This is a genomic window from Micromonospora sp. NPDC047738 (genome assembly GCF_040642675.1).
Lineage (GTDB): Bacteria > Actinomycetota > Actinomycetes > Mycobacteriales > Micromonosporaceae > Micromonospora.
The window spans coordinates 55,594-72,312 of the sequence record NZ_JBEYSO010000010.1; the positions used below are offsets into that span (position 1 = coordinate 55,594).

The window sequence follows — 16,719 nt, forward strand, 5'->3', positions numbered from 1 at the left end:
GGCACCCTGGTGGGGTGCCCGCCCGCTTCGTCGTTGACCGGTCAGCCGCGCGGTCGTCCGCGGCCGTTGCCGTTGCCGGGCGGCGGGACCGCCGGGCCGCCGGGGCCCGTGCCGGTGCCGGGCTTCGGCTGGCCGGAGCTCACCTCGATCATCACCACACCGCCCTTGATGGTGCGCCCGTCCGGGCTGGTGCCGGCGGCGGTGCCCGCCGGGCACTCCGACGGGCTCTGGTTGCTGGAGACCACCGGGTCGAAGCCGGCGCCGCGCAGCCGCGACTTGGCGGCGTCGATCGACTGGCACTTGACGTTGGGGATGGAGCGCTGGTCGCCCTTGATGATCTTCCCGCTCGGCGGGGTGAACTCCTTCCGCTCCTTGCCCTCCATGGCGTCCCGCAGCGTCTCGGTCACCGCGGGGTTGATGCCGGTGAGTTCCTTGTGGCCCATTTTCTGGTTGGTCTGCGGCCAGTCCGGGTCGGCCATGATGCCGGCCACCGCGTACTGCTTGGTCATCGCGACCAGCGAGGAGGTCTTGTCCGAGTCGGTGGTGCCGGACTTGCCCGCGACCGGCGCTTTGACGATGCGGTGAACCTCGCCTGCGGTGGCGGTCTTGCACTCAGTGGTCGAGGAGCTGTCGCCCACCGGGCAGCGGGCGGCGTCCACGGCGGCCCGGGCCACCTGGGTGTCGATCCGCTGCTCGCAGCGCGGGTTGGCGATGTCCAGCTTGTCGCCGTCCGGGTCGCGGATCTCCTCGACCGGGATCGGCTCGCAGTACTTGCCGTCGGCGGCCAGGGTGGCGTAGGCGTTGGCCAGCTCCAGCGGCGTGGTCTGCGAGACGCCCAGGCTGAACGCACCCCACTGGTGGGCGTCCGCAGCGAGCGCGGCATCGTCGGAGGAGCGGAAGGTGATGCCGAGCTTCTCGGCGGCCTTCACCACGTTCTCCGCGCCGACCTGCTGCTGAAGGGGGATGAAGTAGGTGTTGACCGAGAAGCCGAATGCGCTCCACATGTTGTGCACGCCGGCCATCGACTTCGAGGCGTTCTGCGGGCAGTAGAAGTGGGTGCCCGGGCAGGCCGCCTTCGAGCCCTGCTTGATGATGTAGTCGGACTTGAAGACCGGCTGCGCGTTGATGGTGTAGCTGAGCGGGATGCCCTTCTCCAGGGCCGCCACCAGCGTGAAGATCTTGAAGGTCGAGCCGGCCTGGTAGCCGTTGGCGCCGCCGCCGCCGGTGATCAGCGGGTTGACCGTGTTCGGGTAGGTGCCCCGGATGCCCTTCTTGCGCTTCTTCGGGTCGCTGCTGAGCTGGTTCTGCGGATGGTTCGGATCGTCGAGCTTGAAGTTGCGGTTGACCGCGATGGCACGGACCTTGCCGCTGCCGGGCTCGACCACCGCCACCATCCGGGCGGCCTTGCTGTTCACGCTCAGGTGGTTGCGGACCGCCTTGTCTGCCGCCCGCTGCGCCTGCACGTCCAGGCTGGTCCTGATGGTGTAGCCGCCGCTCTTCAGTCGGCGCTCGCGGTCGTACGTGGTGGCGCCGAAGGTCTCCTGCTGTAACCACCAGCGGTAGAAGTAGTCGCAGAAGAAGCCCCAGCTCTGCGTGTTGGCGGCGACGCAGCCGTTCGGAGCGCGCTTGTCCTTGACCACCAGCTTGATCTTCTTGGCCTCGTCGGCCTGCGCCTGGGTGATGGCGCCGATCTGCACCATGTTCTGGATGACGTAGTCGCGCCGCCCGACCGCCTCCGTGTAGCCGGACTTGGTGGTGGGGTCGAACGCGGTCGGCGCCTTCACCAGGCCGGCCAGCAGCGCCGACTCCTGGATGTCGAGCTTGCTCGGCGGCTTGCCGAAGTAGGTCTGGCTCGCGGCGAAGATGCCGTACGCGCCGTTGCCGAAGGCCGCGATGTTCAGGTAGCGCTCCAGGATCTCGTCCTTGGAGAACTCCTTGTCGACCTGCATGGCAAGCGACATCTCGCGCAGCTTGCGGGCGCTGGTGTCCTCGGTCGCGGCGACCACGTCAGCCGGGTGCGTGGCCGAGTACGAGATGGCCAGCCGGACGTACTGCATGGTCAGGGTGGACGCGCCCTGCCGGGAGTTGGCCCCGGAGCTGTTGTTGACGAAGGCGCGGGCGACGCCGTTGAGGTCGACGCCGTTGTGCTTGTAGAAGTTGTGGTCCTCGGCCGCGATGATGGCCTTCTGCATGTAGGGCGAGACGTCCTTGAGCTTGACCTCCTTGCGGTACTCGTCATACATCGCGGCCAACGCGGTCTTGCCGTCGGCGGCGACCAGAACGGTGGCCTGCGGGGACCGGGCCACGGTCAGTTCCTTGGGCAGCGCGCCAAAGGTCTCGGCCCCCGCCTTGGCGGCCAGTCCGGACATCGCCACTGCGGGGAAGGCCGCCGCCGCGACCACCACGCCGGCCAACAGGCCACAGATGAGTAGCGATGCGGCGTTGGTCAGCACATTGTGGTCACGTTTCCGCATCCAGGTCACCTCGACAGGGTACGCGAGTAGGGAATGAGGGGCGCGCGGGGAACTTTCCCCATTTCCAGCACGCGCCGGCCTCGTTGTGCTAAACGCACGAACCCTGGTGGGTGGTTGCGTGGACCCGCAGAAGTCTCCCCCGAAAGGGGGAGCCGCGCAGCGTTTTCACGTACTCGGGTGGGGTAGACGGCGGGCGAGAGCCCGGGAAGCCGGGAGTGTCCGGAATGATGGATTTCGCCGACAACGTTGCGTAATCAGGTGACTACACAGCATGATGGTTGGCGGCGACAGAGCCGCATGTCGTCCGTGCCGCCCTGGGGAGGCAGGCCGGACGACCGGGGGGAGTTCGACGGCTGGTCGCGTGACGTCGGTAGGTACTGCAAGGGGGGACGTTTACACATGGGCATGATCACTGACTGGCCGTCACTGGCGGCGTGTCAGAACGGTGACCCGGATGCGTTGTTCGTACAGGGCGCTGAACAGAACGTGGCGAAGCGGATCTGCCGGAGCTGCCCCGTGCGGTACGAGTGCCTGGCCGACGCGCTCGACAACCGGATCGAGTTCGGGGTGTGGGGTGGCATGACCGAACGCGAACGCCGGGCGTTGCTGCGCCGTCACCCGCAGGTGACCAGCTGGCGGAAGATGTTCGAGGCAGCCATGAAGAAGAACGCCAAGGAGAAGGCCGGCAAGGACAAGGTCCTGGTGACCACCGCGAACTGACCGCCGCGCCGTCCGGCCCGTCGGTCACCCGCGGCTCACCGTTGGCTGATCGCCTCGCCGATCGTCCGCAGCCCGTCGACGTCGTGCACGTCGGCGGGCTGCGCCGTCACCGACACCGTCGGCACGGCCGGGAACGCCTCGGTGAACCGGGCCGCCACCCGCTGCTCGCGTACCGCCTGCTGGGCCAGCGCCGCGTGGGCCCGCAACACCTCGACGGTGCCCTCGTGCCCGCCAGCGTCCTCCAGCCGGGCCGCGGCGGCTCGGCTGTCGGCCGCGGTCAGCTCCGGCACCGCCGGCCGGTGCACCCGGTTGAGCACCAGGCCGGCCAGCGGCATGTGCTCCTCGCGCAGCCGGCCCGCGAAGTAGGCGGCCTCCCGCACCGCGTCCGGCTCCGGCGCCGCGACCAGCAGGAACGCCGTCTCCCGCGCCTGCAGGATCCGGTACGTCTGCTCGGCCCGCTGCCGGAAACCGCCGAACATCGAGTCCAGCGCGGCGACGAAGCCGGAGAGGTCGGTGAGCAGCTGCGCCCCGAGCACCTTCTGCACGGCCTTGGAGAACATCCCGAAGCCGGCCGTCACGAAGCTGAACATGCTCCGCCCCCCGCTCCGGGCCGGGGCGAGCAGCAGCCGCAGCATCCGGCCGTCGAGGAACCGGGAGAGCCGGGCCGGCGCGTCCAGGAAGTCCAGCGCCGAACGGGACGGCGGGGTGTCCACCACGATCAGGTCCCACTCCCCCCGGGCGTGCAGCTGACCCAGCTTCTCCATCGCCATGTACTCCTGGGTGCCGGCGAAGGTGGAGCTCATGGCCTGGTAGAAGGGGTTGGCGAAGATCTCCGCCGCCTTCGCCGGATCGGTGTGCTGGAGCACCACGTCGTCGAAGGTGCGCTTCATGTCGAGCATCATGGCGTGCAGCTCGCCGCCGCTGGCCTCGACGTCGATGCCCTTGACCTGGCGCGGGGTGTTGTCCAGTTCGGTCAGGCCGAGCGACTGGGCCAGCCGGCGGGCCGGGTCGATGGTGAGCACCACCGTCCGCCGGCCGTGCCGCTCGGCGGCCCGCAGCGCCAACGCGGCCGCCGTGGTGGTCTTGCCCACTCCGCCCGCCCCGCAGCACACCACGATCCGTACGCCGGGGTCGGCGAGGATCTGGTCGACGTCCAGCGGTGGCGCCGCGTCTTCGGAAGGCACCAATCGAGCGTATCGGTCTTCCGGGTGTCTCTGCTCCGTGCCGGCCGCAGGTGTGAGTCAATCCGCCCGGACGAGCGCCTCGGCCAGCGTCTCCAGTCCGGCCCGGTCGACCCCGTCGGGGAGCAGCGGCAGCTCGGTCAGGGGCAGCCCCAACTCCACCAGGTCGCCCCGGAGCGAGTCCTCCAGCTCCCGGCGTACCTGCTGGTCGCGCGCCTCGCCGGTGAGGGCCGCGACGGTGCGCGCGTCGGTCGGCAGGCCGGCGGCCGCCAACCCCCGCTTCAGCTCGGCGGAGGTCACCGCGCGGCCGGTCGGCACCGGCGGCCGGGCGCCGTTGACGATCACCCGGCCGACCGGGAAGCCCAGCTGGGTCAGCTCGGCGATCGCGTCGACCGTCTCCTGGACCGGCATCTCCTCCAGCAGTGTCACCACGTGCACCGCCGCCATGGGCGAGCGGAGCAGCACGGCGACCCCTTCGCTCTGAGTCTTGATCGGGCCGACCTTGGCCAGCCGGGCGGTCTCGGCGGTGACGTTGAGGAAGCGGCCGATCCGCCCGGTCGGCGGCGCGTCCAACACCACCGCGTCGTACGCCCGGCGCTGGCCGTTGGTGCGGGTGGTCGCCTCCTTCACCTTGCCGGTGAGCAGCACGTCCCGCAGGCCCGGGGCGATGGTGGTGGCGAAGTCGATGGCACCGAACTTGCGCAGCGCCCGGCCGGCCGCGCCCAGCTTGTAGAACATGTCCAGGTACTCGAGGAGCGCCTCCTCGGCGTCCACCGCCAGGGCCCGCACCTCGCCGCCGCCCCGGGCGTCGGTCAGGTGCCGCTCCTCGTAGGGCAGCGGATCGGTGCCGAAGAGCTGGGCGATGCCCTGCCGCCCCTCCACCTCGACCAGCAGGGTGCGCCGGCCGCCGGCGGCCAGCCCGAGGGCCAGCGCCGCGGCCACGCTGGTCTTGCCCGTACCGCCCTTCCCGGTCACCACGTGCAGGCGGGCCGGCCATGCGGTGCCGGCCGGTTCGGCCGGGTGCTCAGCTGCTGCCACCCGTTGAGCTTAGAGCGCGCGCCGGCCGCCCGGCTCAGGCGACCTCGCAGACCCACCAACCCGTCTTCTGCACCACGGTGAAGCGCAACTCCTGGTCGGCCACCTTCTCGTCGGAGGTGGTCATGGTGACCTTGGTGGTCACCGTCGCCCGCTCCCCGGTCTGGTTGTCCACCTTCGGCGTGGTCCAGCGGAACCGGGGGTTCTGGTACTGCGTCGCGTACTTCTGCACCTCGGCGACCTTGGCGGCGATCTTCTTGTCGTCCCGTGCGGCGGAGCAGACGAAGGTGGCGGCCTTCCGGGCATCCTGGTCCTTGTAGACGGCGGTGAGGAAGCCGTTCACGGCGACCGCCGGCTCCTTCGCGCCCTGCCCCTGCTCGGCTTTGCGCAGCGTCAGGAACGCGGCGGTGCCGCCACCGCCACAGAGCAGGATCGCCGCGGCCAGCACGATCGAGGTGATCAGCAGCCCGCGCCGCTTCTTCGGAGCCGCCGGCGCCGGCGGTGGCGGGTAGCCGGGCGCCGGCTGTGGCGGGTAGCCGGGCGCCGGCTGTGGCGGGTAGCCAGGCGCCGGCGCGGGGAACGCCCCCGGGGCCGGCGCGGGGAACGCCCCCGGGCCCGGCGGGGGGTACGCCCCGGAAGCGGGCGGGGGGTACGCCGCAGGGGGCGGCGCGGGGAATGCCCCGGGGGCCGGCGGGGGGTACGCCGCCCCGGGAGGCGGTGCGGCGCCGGCGGGCGGCTCCTGGTGGGACGGACCGCCGGGAGAACCGGCGGCGCCACCGATGGGCGGTTGAGTCATGTCATCCCCCGGGGTGCGGCGCGCCGCCGCCCCAGGCGGCGGACACGTGGACCAGCGTGGCGGGCGAGCGCTGGCGCCCGTCCAGATCGGAAGGGTAGCGGTCGATGGGCGCCTTGCCTGCCCCGCGTACCGGCCCGTCGCACGCACGAGCGGGTCGGAGGCGATCCTGCCGTCGCATTTCAGTCGAGAGATGTGTCGCATATGTGACTGAACGTGATCGCGCCTGCGCGTCCCGTTGCTGGGACTGCCATCAGGTCCTACGTTCGTCGCGACGCGGGACCGGTGCGGCGGTGGGTCCGAGCCGGATGGTGCTGACGGTGAGCAGGTACGACGCCCGGAGGATCGCATGCGCGACGCGGAGAACACCCCTCGAGCCCAGTTCGTCCCCGCTGACCGGGTGGGGCGGCCCGGTGATGCCGACGGGATCGGTCTGGCGCTGCCGTTCAACGAGCGGTCGTACCGCCACCCGGCCGAGGCGCTCCGCACGCTGGTCCGGTCAGGCGACCGGGTTCGGGACGAGGAGGAGCCCGGGTACGTCATCCACCTGCCGGTCCGGGTCGCCGACCTGGCGGCGGCCACCGCGCTCGCCGGCACCGTGGCCACCTCGCTCGGCTTCCTCAGCGAACTGGACGCCGGTGAGACGACGGTCTCCACGGCGGACGACCAGAACAACCGGCACCGCGTCTTCTGCGACCTGCCGCTGCCCGACCGGTCCCGTTGCCCCCAGCCGTACGAGCACGAGGGTCCCTGTGGCGAGCCGCCCTCGACGCCGGGGCAACGTCCGGCGTCCCGCTGACACCGGCGGCCCGTAGGCTGTGCCTGACCGAGTCCACGCCAGGCAAGGAGGCCTCAACCTGATGCAGAAGTGGGAATACGCCACGGTCCCGCTGCTGGTCCATGCGACCAAGCAGATCCTCGACAACTGGGGCGAGGATGGCTGGGAGCTGGTCTCCGTGGTTCCCGGCCCGAACCCGGAGCAGCTGGTCGCCTACCTCAAGCGGCCGAAGGCGTGAGCGGCATGAGCAATGGACCGCACGCGAAGCTCGCGGAACTCGGCCTGGCCCTGCCCGAGGTGGTGCCGCCGGTGGCCAGCTACGTGCCGGCCGTCCAGTCCGGGCAGCACGTCTATGTCTCCGGCCAGTTGCCGATGGCGGAGGGCAAGCTGCTCGCCACCGGCAAGGTCGGCAACGGCGTCTCCGCCGACCAGGCGAAGGACCTGGCGCAGCGGTGCGCGCTGAACGCCATCGCCGCGATCGACTCGCTGGTCGGCCTGGAGAACGTGGTCAAGATCGTGAAGCTGACCGGCTTCGTGGCCAGCGCGCCGGGCTTCACCGGCCAGCCGGGCGTGATCAACGGTGCCTCCGACCTGTTCCTCGCGGTCTTCGGCGAGGCGGGCCGGCACGCCCGCAGCGCGGTCGGCGTCGCCGAGTTGCCGCTCGACGCCCCCGTCGAGGTCGAGGTCATCGTCGAGGTCGGCTAAGCCGCCGCTCACGCTCCGTCCCCGCGATCTTGCTGGTTCCGGCCCAGCGAAAGCCGTGAACGACCACAAATCACAGGCCGGAGCTGCAAGATCGCGGGGAGCGGCGGGCGGGGTCGTACGATCGCTGCCATGGGCGGGCATGTGACCGGGGCGGCAGGGGCGCTCGCGGACGAGCTGCCGGGTTGGGTGACGCTGCTGCGCGCCCCGAACCCGGGGCCGATGACGCTCGACGGCACCAACACCTGGGTGCTGCGCGCCCCCGGTGCCGAGCACGCGGTCGTCGTCGATCCGGGCCCGACCGACGAGGAGCACCTGGCCGCCATCGCGGCGCACGGGCCGGTCGGGTCCGTGCTGATCACCCACGGGCACCCGGACCACACCGAGGGCTCGGCCCGGCTGCACGAGCTGCTCGGCGGCGCGCCCGTCCGCGCCGCCGACCCGGCGCACACCATCGGCGGTGAGCCGCTGACCGGGCCCGTCGACGGCTCGGGCCTGGAGATCCGCCTGCTGGCCACCCCGGGACACACCGCCGACTCGGTCTGCTTCCTGGTCGAGCACGGCGACGAGCGGGTGGTCCTCACCGGCGACACCATCCTGGGCCGGGGCACCACCGTGGTCGCCCACCCTGACGGGCACCTCGGGGACTACCTGACCAGCCTGGAGCTGCTGTCGACGTACCGGGGGGTGCCGGCGCTGCCGGGGCACGGCCCGGCGCTGGCCGACTGCGGCGCGGCGGCCGACTTCTACCTCGCCCACCGCCGGGCCCGGCTCGACCAGGTCCGCGCGGCGGTCGCGGCGGGCGCCACCACCGCGCCCGAGGTGGTCGCGAAGGTGTACGCCGACGTCGACCGGTCGCTCTGGTGGGCCGCCGAGTGGTCGGTCCGCGCGCAGCTCGAGTACCTCGGAGTGGAGCAGCCGTGACCTGCCCGGTGTGCGGAACCGTCGCCGTACCCGGCGCGCGGTTCTGCCACAACTGCGGGGCTGCGCTGCCGGCCGCCGCGACGCTGCCCGCCGCCGAACGGCGGGTGGTCACCGTGCTCTTCGGCGACCTCTCCGACTTCACCTCCTGGTCCGAGGACCTCGACCCGGAACGGGTCGGCGCGGTGACCGACCGGGTGCTCGCCGCCCTCGCCGGTGCGGTCAAGACCTTCGGCGGCCACGTCGACAAGCTCACCGGCGACGGGATCATGGCGGTCTTCGGTGCGCCTGTCGCGCACGAGGACGACGCCGAGCGCGCGGTCCGGGCGGCGCTGTCCATGCAGCGGGCCGTCCGCCGGGTGCTCGACGACGAGCGGGGCGGCGGTGCGCCGCTCGGCCTGCGGGTCGGGCTGAACACCGGCGACGTGATCGCCGGCATCCAGGCGGCGATCGAATACACCGTCATCGGCGACACGGTGAACACCGCGGCCCGGCTCGCCGACGCCGCCGCGGTCGGTGCGGTCTACGCCGGTGGACGGACCGCCGCCGCCACCCGGCACGTCGCCTCCTGGCGGGCGCTGCGCCCGCTGCGGCTCAAGGGCAAGCGCGAGCCGGTCGAGGCGTACGAGCTGCTGGGTCTCCTGGACGCGCCGGGCACCCGGTCCGGTCTCGGCGACGAGGCGCCCTTCGTGGGCCGGGAGACCGAGATCGGCCGGGTCGCCGGCCGGCTCGCCGAGGTGATCGACCGGGGCGAGCCCCGGGTGCTGCTGATGACCGCCGAGGCGGGGATCGGCAAGTCCCGGTTCGCCGCCGAGGTGGAACGCCTCGCCGCCGGCTACGACGTGGGCGCCGGCCGGTACGCCGCGCACACCGGTGCCCGGGTGCTCTCCGTACGCTGCGCCGCGTTCGGCGAGCGGCGGCGGCTCGCCCCGCTGGCCGATCTGGTCCGGGCCGCGGTCGGTCTGCCCAACGACGCCGCCACCGCGCTCACCCGTCCGGCCGTGGAGGAGCGGCTGCGCCGGCTCGGCCAGCGGCTCGGCCGGCTTCCCGGCGACCTGCCCCCGCTCGCCGTCGACCAGCTCCTCGCGCTGCTCGGGTACGCCGAACTCCCGCCTGCCACCGGTAACGGCGAGTGGAACCCGGCCGCCCCGCCGCCGGACGCCGAGGCGGTGCCCAACGCGGTCACCGGCCTGCTCAGCGCGCTCGCGGTCGAGGCGCCACTGGTGATCGTGGTGGACGATCTGCACGACGCCACCGCCGAGACCGTCAACGCACTCGGCGTGACCCTCAACCGCCTCACCGGCCCGGTGCTGGTGCTGCTGCTCGGCCGTCCGGAGCTGGTGCGTACCGCCGGCGCGCTGACCCGGGTCGCGGACGCCGAGGTGCACGCGCTGCCGCCGCTGCGCGGTGCCGACGCGGCCCGGCTGCTCACCAGCTACCTGGGGGGCGGGAAGCTGCCCCCGGCCGACGCCGACCGGCTGCTGGCCACCGCCCAGGGCAACCCGTTCTACCTGGCCGAGCTGGTCACCCTGCTGATGGAGCGGGGCGCGCTGACCGCGGGCGCGGACCGGGACATTCCCGGTGGCTGGCGGCTGGCGCCCGGCTCGCTGGGCAGCCGGCTGCTCTCCCGGGACCTGGCCGCCGTGCTCGCGGCGCGGATCGACGCGCTGCCGGTGGACGCCCGTTCGGTGCTGCGCGACGCGGCGGTGGTCGGGGACACCGTGCCGGCCGGCACCCTGGAGGCGCTCCGCGAGCAGCGCACCGGGCGCGACGGCCGCCCGGCGGCGGTGGTCGCGGTCGAGCTGGAGCGGGCCGTGGAGGAGTTGCTGCAGCGACGCATGCTGCACCGCACCCGCACCGGCTTCGCCTTCGCCACCCCGCTGATGCGCGAGGCCGCGTACGCCGGGGTGAGCAAGGCGGAGCTGGCCGAGCGGCACGCGGCGCTGGCCCGCTGGGCCGCCCCGGAGAGCGCCGCCGGCGCCGCCCTGCCCGGTGGGTTCAGCGAGGCGGCCCGGGACGACTTCGTGGCCGAACACGTGGCGCGGGCCGCTGCGCTCGCCGACGCGGTGAAGCTGCGCCCCGACGCGCCGGCCCGCGCGGTGGCCCCGCTGGGCGTCGCCGCGCTCGGCCGGGCCGCCCGCCGCGCGCTGCGCTCCGGCGAGCCGGCCCTGGCCGTCGAGTACGCCGAGCGCGCCGCCGAGCTGGCCCGCGACGGCGTGCCGCTGGCCGACCAGGTGGTGCACGCCCGGGCGTTGCTCCAGGTCGGCCGCCCCCACGACGCGCTCGCCTTCGCGGAGAAGATCGCGGCAAACACCGGCGACGCGGCCACCCGGGCCGGTGCCCTGCTGCTCGCCGGGCAGGCCCACCAGACCCTCGGTGACCAGGCCCGGACGGAACGCTGCTGGCAGGAGGCCCTTCAGGTGGCCACGGCGGCCGAGTTGCCGACGATGCGTGCCTCGGCGATGCGCCGGCTCGGCATGGCCGACTTCGTCGCCGGCCGGCTCGGCCAGGCGAGTAGCCGGCTGGCCGCCTCCTACCAGGTCAGCCTCGCCGCGAAGGACCCGCGCGGGCAGGCCTGGTCGTTGCAGAACCTGGCCTGGGTGACCACCACCCGGGGCGACTTCGCCGGCACCGACGCGGTGCTCGGCCGGGCCGCCCGGCTCTTCGCCGAGCTGAAGGACCCGTACGGCCGGGCCTGGCTGCGCGGCACCACCGCGTTCGCCCGGCTGCTCGCCGGCCGGCTCCGGGAGGCCTGCCGGATGGCGCAGGTCTTCCTCCCCTTCGGCGAGCGGGTCGGCGAGGCGTGGGCGGTCGGCACGCTGCGCGCGGTCGAGGCGTACGCCACCGCGGAGCTGGGTGAGCTGGCCGAAGCGGACCGGGCGGCGCGGCGCGCGTACCGGGACTTCGCCGAGGTCGGCGACGACTGGGGGCAGGGCTTCGCCCTGGTGGTACGCGGGGTGGTGGCACGCGGGCTGGGCGAGCCGGAGCACGCCGCCGACCTGCTCACCGACGCCCTCGCGTACGCCGGGCGGACGTCGCACCCGCTGCTCACCGGGATGGCGGGCACGCTGCGCGGGTTCGTGGCGCTGGACCTGGGCGACTGGGAGACCGCCGAGCAGGCGGCCCGGTCGGTGCTCACCACGGTGGAGCCGCACAACCCACAGGCCCCCGCTCAGGTGGCGCCCCGGGTGCTGCTCGCCCTGGCCCGGCTCGCCGACGACGATCCGGCGACCGCGGTGGGGCTGCTCGCCCCGGTCGCCACCGCCGCCGCCCACACCCCGTCGCTGCTCTTCTCCCGCCGCCAGACCATGGCCCGGTACGCCTCCGCGCTGCTCGCCCACGGCCAGCCGGTGCAGGCGCTGGACTGGGCGCAGCGGGCGGTCGCCGCCCCGGCCGAGGACGTTCGCAGCCAGGTGATCGGGGCCTGCGTGCTGGCCGAGACGCTGGCCGCGTGCGACCGTCCGGCCGAGGCGCTGGCCAGCGCCGAAGAGGCGGTACGCCTGGCGTACGCCACCGAGCAGCGCAGCGAGCGGGCGCTCGCCGACGCCCTCCTCACCCGCCTGACCCCCTGACCCACCCCAGCTGAGGTCCGCGCAGATTCACGGAAAACGCGCCACGCTCCCCGTGAAGCTGCCGCTACGTCCGGGGCGGAGCGGGCAGTTTTGGCGGTTTCGGGGATGTGGGCGGCGGAGGTGGCGGCTAGCCTCGGTGGCCGAGGAGGCCGCACACGTCGGCGGTCGCGGGTGGGGAGGACTCATGAGGCTGCCGCGCTCGGGCGCCGGCTGGACGATGGCGGTCTTCGGCGTGCTGGCGCTGCTCCTCGGCGCGCTCGGGCTGATCTGGCCGGAGGCGCAGCTGCGCATGCTGGGCTTCGAGGTGCCGGCCGAGCGGGCCCCGGGTGACTACACCGGCACGTTCCTCACCGCGTCCTCGATGGCCTCGTTCAACATGGGGGTCTACTACCTGCTCGCCGTCGCCACCGAGTGGCGGCCGTTCTACCGGTTCACGGTCTGGTTCCGGCTGGTCACGTTCACCGTCTTCAGCATCGCCGTGCTCTCCGACGTCGCCCCGGACCGGTTCTTCGGGGTGGCCGCCTGGGAGGGGCTGGGTGCGGTCGCGACCGCGGTCGGCCTCCGGTGGGACGCCCGGCGGGCGGCCGCCGCGGGTGGCCTGGACGATGACGCTGCCGGCTCCGGCCCCGTGCCGGCGGCCGACGCGGTGCGCTGAGCGACCCGACTGGTTGGGTATTTTCGAGTCGTGACCGAGACCCCGCCCGGTGCCCTGCGGCTGCCAATCGTGCCCGGTCTGACCGACTTGAGGGTATTTGCCCGGGGCGGCTACGCCACCGTCTACCGGGCCACCCAGATCTCGGTGGGGCGTGAGGTCGCGGTCAAGGTGGAGAACCGCACGCTGGACAGCGAGCGGGACCAGGCACGCTTTCTGCGCGAGGCGCGGGCGGCCGGCAAGATGTCGTCGCATCCGCACGTGGTCGACCTCTTCGACGTCGGGGTCACCGTCGACCAGCACCCGTATCTGATCATGGAGCTCTGCGACGGGTCGTACGCGGAGCGGATGCGTACCTCGCCGCTGGGCGCGGTCGAGGCGCGGGACCTGGGCGTCAAGATCGCCGACGCGCTCGCCCACTCGCACGCGGCCGGGGTGCTGCACCGGGACGTCAAGCCGGCCAACATCCTCTACTCCCACTTCAATCCGGCGGTGCTTGCCGATTTCGGGCTGGCGGTGCTGGCCGAGGTGCGGGACGCCTCGGTCACCCTGGAGGTGCTCACCCCGGCGTACGCGCCGCCGGAGATGTTCAACCACAGCCCGCCGACGCCCGCGGTCGACGTGTACGCGCTCTGCGCCACCCTCTACGCGGTGATGCACGGCCGGCCGCCGCGCTGGCAGTCCGAGCGCAACCCGAGCCTGGTCACCGTGCTGGAGATGTTCCACCAGCCGATCCCCGGCCTGCCCGGGATTCCCGACGAGCTGATCGACGTGCTGCGGCTCGGCATGTCCAACGACCCGGGCGAGCGCCCGTCCGCCGTGGAGTTGGGCGGGATGCTCGCCGCGCTCCCGCTCGACCCGGGCGCCGCCCCGGTCAGCGGCGCCCCGATCTCCGCGTTTCCGGTCAGCGGTCCCGGCACCGGCCGGCCGTACACGGTGGGGCGCAGCGGCGGGCCGAGCCCGCGCCCGCCGGCGGACGACGCCCACCCGACCGTGCCCACGCCGGGCCGCCGGTGGCGGCGCCGCTGGTTCCTCGGCGGCGCGGGGGTTCTCGCGTTGGCCGCCTCGGCCGGCGCCGGGGCGTGGCTGGCCGGCGGCCCGCCCGTCCCGCTGGCGTCGCCCACGCCGGCGGTCAGCGGGGTCGTCGACGCGGGCAAGGTGCTGCCGGGCTGCGCGGCCGGCGGGGTACGGCTGCCAGCGGGCGCCCGCTGTGCGTCCGAACTGGAGTGTTTCGGACCGGTACGGCTGCGCCGCGACCGGGCCGAGGCGGACCGGGTGTCGTGCGACGGCCAGCACACCTGGGAGACGTACGCCGAGGGTGATCTGCCGGCGACCCTGGCCGGGGCGGGCCACCACACGGTCACCGCCGACCCCGCCGTCCGGCAGGTCTGCAATGTCAGCACCTTCCGCCTGGTCAGCGGCATCAACCAGGCGGCCGGGTGGAACCTGGAGGTGCTGCCGCCGTCCGACCAGGACGGGGACCGCACCTACCGTTGCCTGGCCGGGCAGGGCGTGAACGCGCTCGCCGTGCCGACCCTCACCGGTCGCTGAGCCCGTTCACCGTCCGATGTTCCCGGACCTCCCGGGGATCGAGCGCCTCCAGCGTGTCGGCGTCCACTGCGTGCCCACCGAGTGCCGGCGAGTCCTCGGTCGAGGCGCCGTCGCCGCGGGCCTGCCGCGGGGCCTGCCGGGCGGCGGCCACCGCCACGCCGGCGATCATCCCGAGCACCACGCAGAGCAGGGCCAGGATCACCGACCGGATGCCCGCGGGGCGCCACACCACCAGCGTCACCAACGCCGCCACCGCCGCCAGGGACGCGACGAGGGCCTTCACCCGCGCATCGGGCTTCGGAAACGAACTCACCCGACAAGCATGACCCAAGACCACCCTCGCAAGAGGACGGCGGGAGCGATAAAAGCGTCGATCGAGAAAATTTCGTTACATCAATCGGCAATTTGTCTGTTCAGTCCGCGTTTGACGGGCAGCCTGCGTTGGCGGTGATCCCTAGAGTGACGGGGGTCGAGGTCACCTTGACAGATCCCGTTCCCCACCGGAAGGCAGCCACATGCCACGTGCAATCCGGTCCCTGACCGCAACAGGGATCGCCGGCATCGTCCTCGCCGGATCGGCGGTCACGCCCGCCGCGGCCGCCACGGCGCAGCCGGCCGCGTCTGACCGGACCAGCGCCGTCGAGGTGCGCCGGGTCGACCGCGTGCCGACGCCGAAGCTCGACTGGTACGCCTGCTACGGCTACGCCGAGTGCGCCACCGTCCGCCTGCCGCTGGACTACGACGACCCGAAGGGCGCCAGCACCGAGATCGCGGTGCTGCGGGTCAAGGCCCGCGACCAGAAGCACAAGGTCGGCAGCCTCTTCCTCAACCCGGGTGGCCCGGGCGGCTCCGGCACCAGCATCGCGCTCGCCGCGCCGTACTTCCTCGGTGACAGCCTGCTCGACCGCTTCGACATCGTCGGCGTCGACCCGCGCGGCGTCGCCGCCAGCGACAACGTCAAATGCTTCCGCTCGGTCAAGGACCAGATGAAGGCGGGCGCCGGGCTGAACGTCGCCTTCCCGTGGACGAAGGCCGAGGAGAAGGCGTACATCGCCTCGTCCAAGGCGGTCGGCAAGGCCTGCTCGACCACCGGCAAGCCGCTCACCGGGGCGGCGTCCACCGCCGAGGTGGCCCGCGACATGGACGTGCTGCGCCGTGCGGTCGGCGACAAGAAGCTGACCTATCTGGGCTTCAGCTACGGCACGGCGCTGGGCCAGTACTACGCCAACATGTTCCCGGACCGGGTCCGCGCCCTCGTCATCGACGGGGTGCTCAACCCGAACGCCTGGGTCGGCCAGGGCAAGGCCCGCGACCAACTGCAGGAGAGCCGGCTGCGCAGCGCCGACGGCGCCTACCGGGCGCTGCACGAGATCCTGGTCCGCTGCGCCAGGGCCGGCGCGGACAAGTGCGAGCTGGCGTCCTCCGGCGACCCGGTCGCCGCGTACGAGACGGTGGCGAAGCGGCTGCGCAAGAAGCCGGTGGTGATCGACGACCCGGACCACGGCACGTTCACCATCAGCTACGCCGACTTCGTCGGCGCCAGCCTCAGCGCGCTGTACAGCCCGTACGGTTGGGCGGACATCGACGGACTCACCAGCGAGCTGCTGGTGCTGACCGATCCGGCGTCGGCGTCGGCGGCCCGCCGGTCGCAGGCGCAGACCGCGGTGGCCGAGCGCGCCACGCAGGCCCGGAAGCAGCGCGGCTACGACTTCCCGTACGACAACGGGCTGGAGACGTTCCTGACGGTGGACTGCACCGACGCGTACCACCCGAAGAGCGCCGACGCCTGGCCGGCGCTGGCCGCCAAGGAGGACAAGCGGGCCCCGTACTTCGGGCGGACCTGGGCGTGGGCCACGTCGCCCTGCGCCCGCAACACCTGGACGGTGCGGGACGAGGACGCCTACACCGGCCCGTTCAACCGGCGCACCAGCGCCCCGGTGCTGGTGGTCGGCAACTACTGGGACCCGGCGACCAACTACCAGGGTGCGGTCAGCTCGGCGGCGCTGCTGCCGAACAGCCGCCTGCTCAGCAGCGACAGCTGGGGCCACACCGCGTACGGCACCTCGGCCTGCGTGACCGGCGCCGTCGACGCGTACCTGCTGAAGGGGACGCTGCCGGCGAAGGGCACCGTCTGCACCGGTGACGACCAGCCGTTCGTGGCCGCGCCGGAGACGCCGGACGCGCGGGCGACCGCGTCGAAGAGCGACCTCGCCCGGGCGGGCGCGCCGGGCCGGGGCGAGCCGAAGCGGCTCCCGCCGGTGGTCGCACCGCTGCCGGCGGTCGGCACGCTGACCGTCCGCTGACGGACCCCCGGGGTACGGCGGGCGATCGGGCGCCCGC

The 16,719-nt window shown here is 73.2% G+C and carries 14 protein-coding genes; 9 read left to right on the plus strand and 5 right to left on the minus strand.

What is annotated here, in order from left to right; genetic code table 11:
* Positions 1-41: 41 nt before the first annotated feature.
* Positions 42-2,474 carry a transglycosylase domain-containing protein gene (locus ABZ783_RS18260; RefSeq protein WP_357439401.1) on the minus strand — a complete coding sequence of 811 codons (2,433 nt, stop codon included), beginning with the start codon at positions 2,472-2,474 and terminating at the stop codon, positions 42-44.
* A gap of 399 nt (positions 2,475-2,873) precedes the next feature.
* Here ABZ783_RS18260 and ABZ783_RS18265 point away from each other — a divergent pair, with 399 nt between their 5' ends.
* Complete coding sequence (locus tag ABZ783_RS18265; protein WP_046564004.1) at positions 2,874-3,194, plus strand: WhiB family transcriptional regulator; 321 nt, start codon at positions 2,874-2,876, stop codon at positions 3,192-3,194.
* A gap of 35 nt (positions 3,195-3,229) precedes the next feature.
* Here ABZ783_RS18265 and ABZ783_RS18270 read toward each other — a convergent pair whose 3' ends face one another.
* From ABZ783_RS18270 to ABZ783_RS18280, 3 genes are read right to left on the minus strand one after another with little or no spacing between them, the layout of a single operon-like run.
* Positions 3,230-4,381, minus strand: a complete 1,152-nt coding sequence (locus tag ABZ783_RS18270) for an ArsA-related P-loop ATPase (RefSeq protein ID WP_357439405.1) — start codon at positions 4,379-4,381, stop codon at positions 3,230-3,232.
* A gap of 54 nt (positions 4,382-4,435) precedes the next feature.
* Complete coding sequence (locus ABZ783_RS18275) at positions 4,436-5,413, minus strand: ArsA-related P-loop ATPase (protein ID WP_357439407.1); 978 nt, start codon at positions 5,411-5,413, stop codon at positions 4,436-4,438.
* Between the two features lie 34 nt (positions 5,414-5,447).
* The gene (locus tag ABZ783_RS18280) at positions 5,448-6,206 is read right to left on the minus strand and encodes a hypothetical protein (protein WP_357439410.1); all 759 of its coding nucleotides are present in this window, start codon (positions 6,204-6,206) and stop codon (positions 5,448-5,450) included.
* Positions 6,207-6,552: 346 nt separating this feature from the next.
* Here ABZ783_RS18280 and ABZ783_RS18285 point away from each other — a divergent pair, with 346 nt between their 5' ends.
* The 7 genes from ABZ783_RS18285 (at position 6,553) to ABZ783_RS18315 (ending at position 14,379) form a co-directional block, all read left to right on the plus strand.
* Positions 6,553-7,002, plus strand: coding sequence for a hypothetical protein (locus tag ABZ783_RS18285; RefSeq protein WP_357439413.1), 450 nt, complete (start codon positions 6,553-6,555; stop codon positions 7,000-7,002).
* A gap of 61 nt (positions 7,003-7,063) precedes the next feature.
* Positions 7,064-7,219 (plus strand): DUF4177 domain-containing protein, encoded by a 156-nt coding sequence (locus tag ABZ783_RS18290; RefSeq protein WP_013736319.1) that lies wholly within the window; start codon positions 7,064-7,066, stop codon positions 7,217-7,219.
* A gap of 5 nt (positions 7,220-7,224) precedes the next feature.
* A complete protein-coding gene (locus tag ABZ783_RS18295; RefSeq protein WP_357439416.1) occupies positions 7,225-7,686 on the plus strand; it encodes a RidA family protein in 462 nt (153 codons plus the stop codon).
* A 129-nt stretch (positions 7,687-7,815) separates the two neighbouring features.
* Positions 7,816-8,607 (plus strand): MBL fold metallo-hydrolase, encoded by a 792-nt coding sequence (locus ABZ783_RS18300; protein ID WP_357439419.1) that lies wholly within the window; start codon positions 7,816-7,818, stop codon positions 8,605-8,607.
* Positions 8,604-12,176, plus strand: coding sequence for an adenylate/guanylate cyclase domain-containing protein (locus ABZ783_RS18305; RefSeq protein ID WP_357439422.1), 3,573 nt, complete (start codon positions 8,604-8,606; stop codon positions 12,174-12,176). Before ABZ783_RS18300 ends, ABZ783_RS18305 begins: the two co-directional genes overlap by 4 nt.
* A gap of 184 nt (positions 12,177-12,360) precedes the next feature.
* Positions 12,361-12,831, plus strand: coding sequence for a hypothetical protein (locus ABZ783_RS18310; RefSeq protein WP_357439424.1), 471 nt, complete (start codon positions 12,361-12,363; stop codon positions 12,829-12,831).
* Positions 12,832-12,861: 30 nt separating this feature from the next.
* Positions 12,862-14,379: a serine/threonine-protein kinase gene (locus tag ABZ783_RS18315; protein ID WP_357439427.1), complete on the plus strand. Its 1,518-nt coding sequence runs from the start codon at positions 12,862-12,864 to the stop codon at positions 14,377-14,379.
* On the opposite strand, the gene ABZ783_RS18320 is transcribed toward ABZ783_RS18315, so the two are convergent.
* Complete coding sequence (locus ABZ783_RS18320; protein ID WP_357439430.1) at positions 14,366-14,692, minus strand: hypothetical protein; 327 nt, start codon at positions 14,690-14,692, stop codon at positions 14,366-14,368. The genes ABZ783_RS18315 and ABZ783_RS18320 overlap by 14 nt on opposite strands.
* A gap of 202 nt (positions 14,693-14,894) precedes the next feature.
* Between ABZ783_RS18320 and ABZ783_RS18325 the strand changes: the two genes are divergently transcribed.
* Positions 14,895-16,682 (plus strand): alpha/beta fold hydrolase, encoded by a 1,788-nt coding sequence (locus ABZ783_RS18325; protein WP_357439433.1) that lies wholly within the window; start codon positions 14,895-14,897, stop codon positions 16,680-16,682.
* Positions 16,683-16,719: the final 37 nt, after the last annotated feature.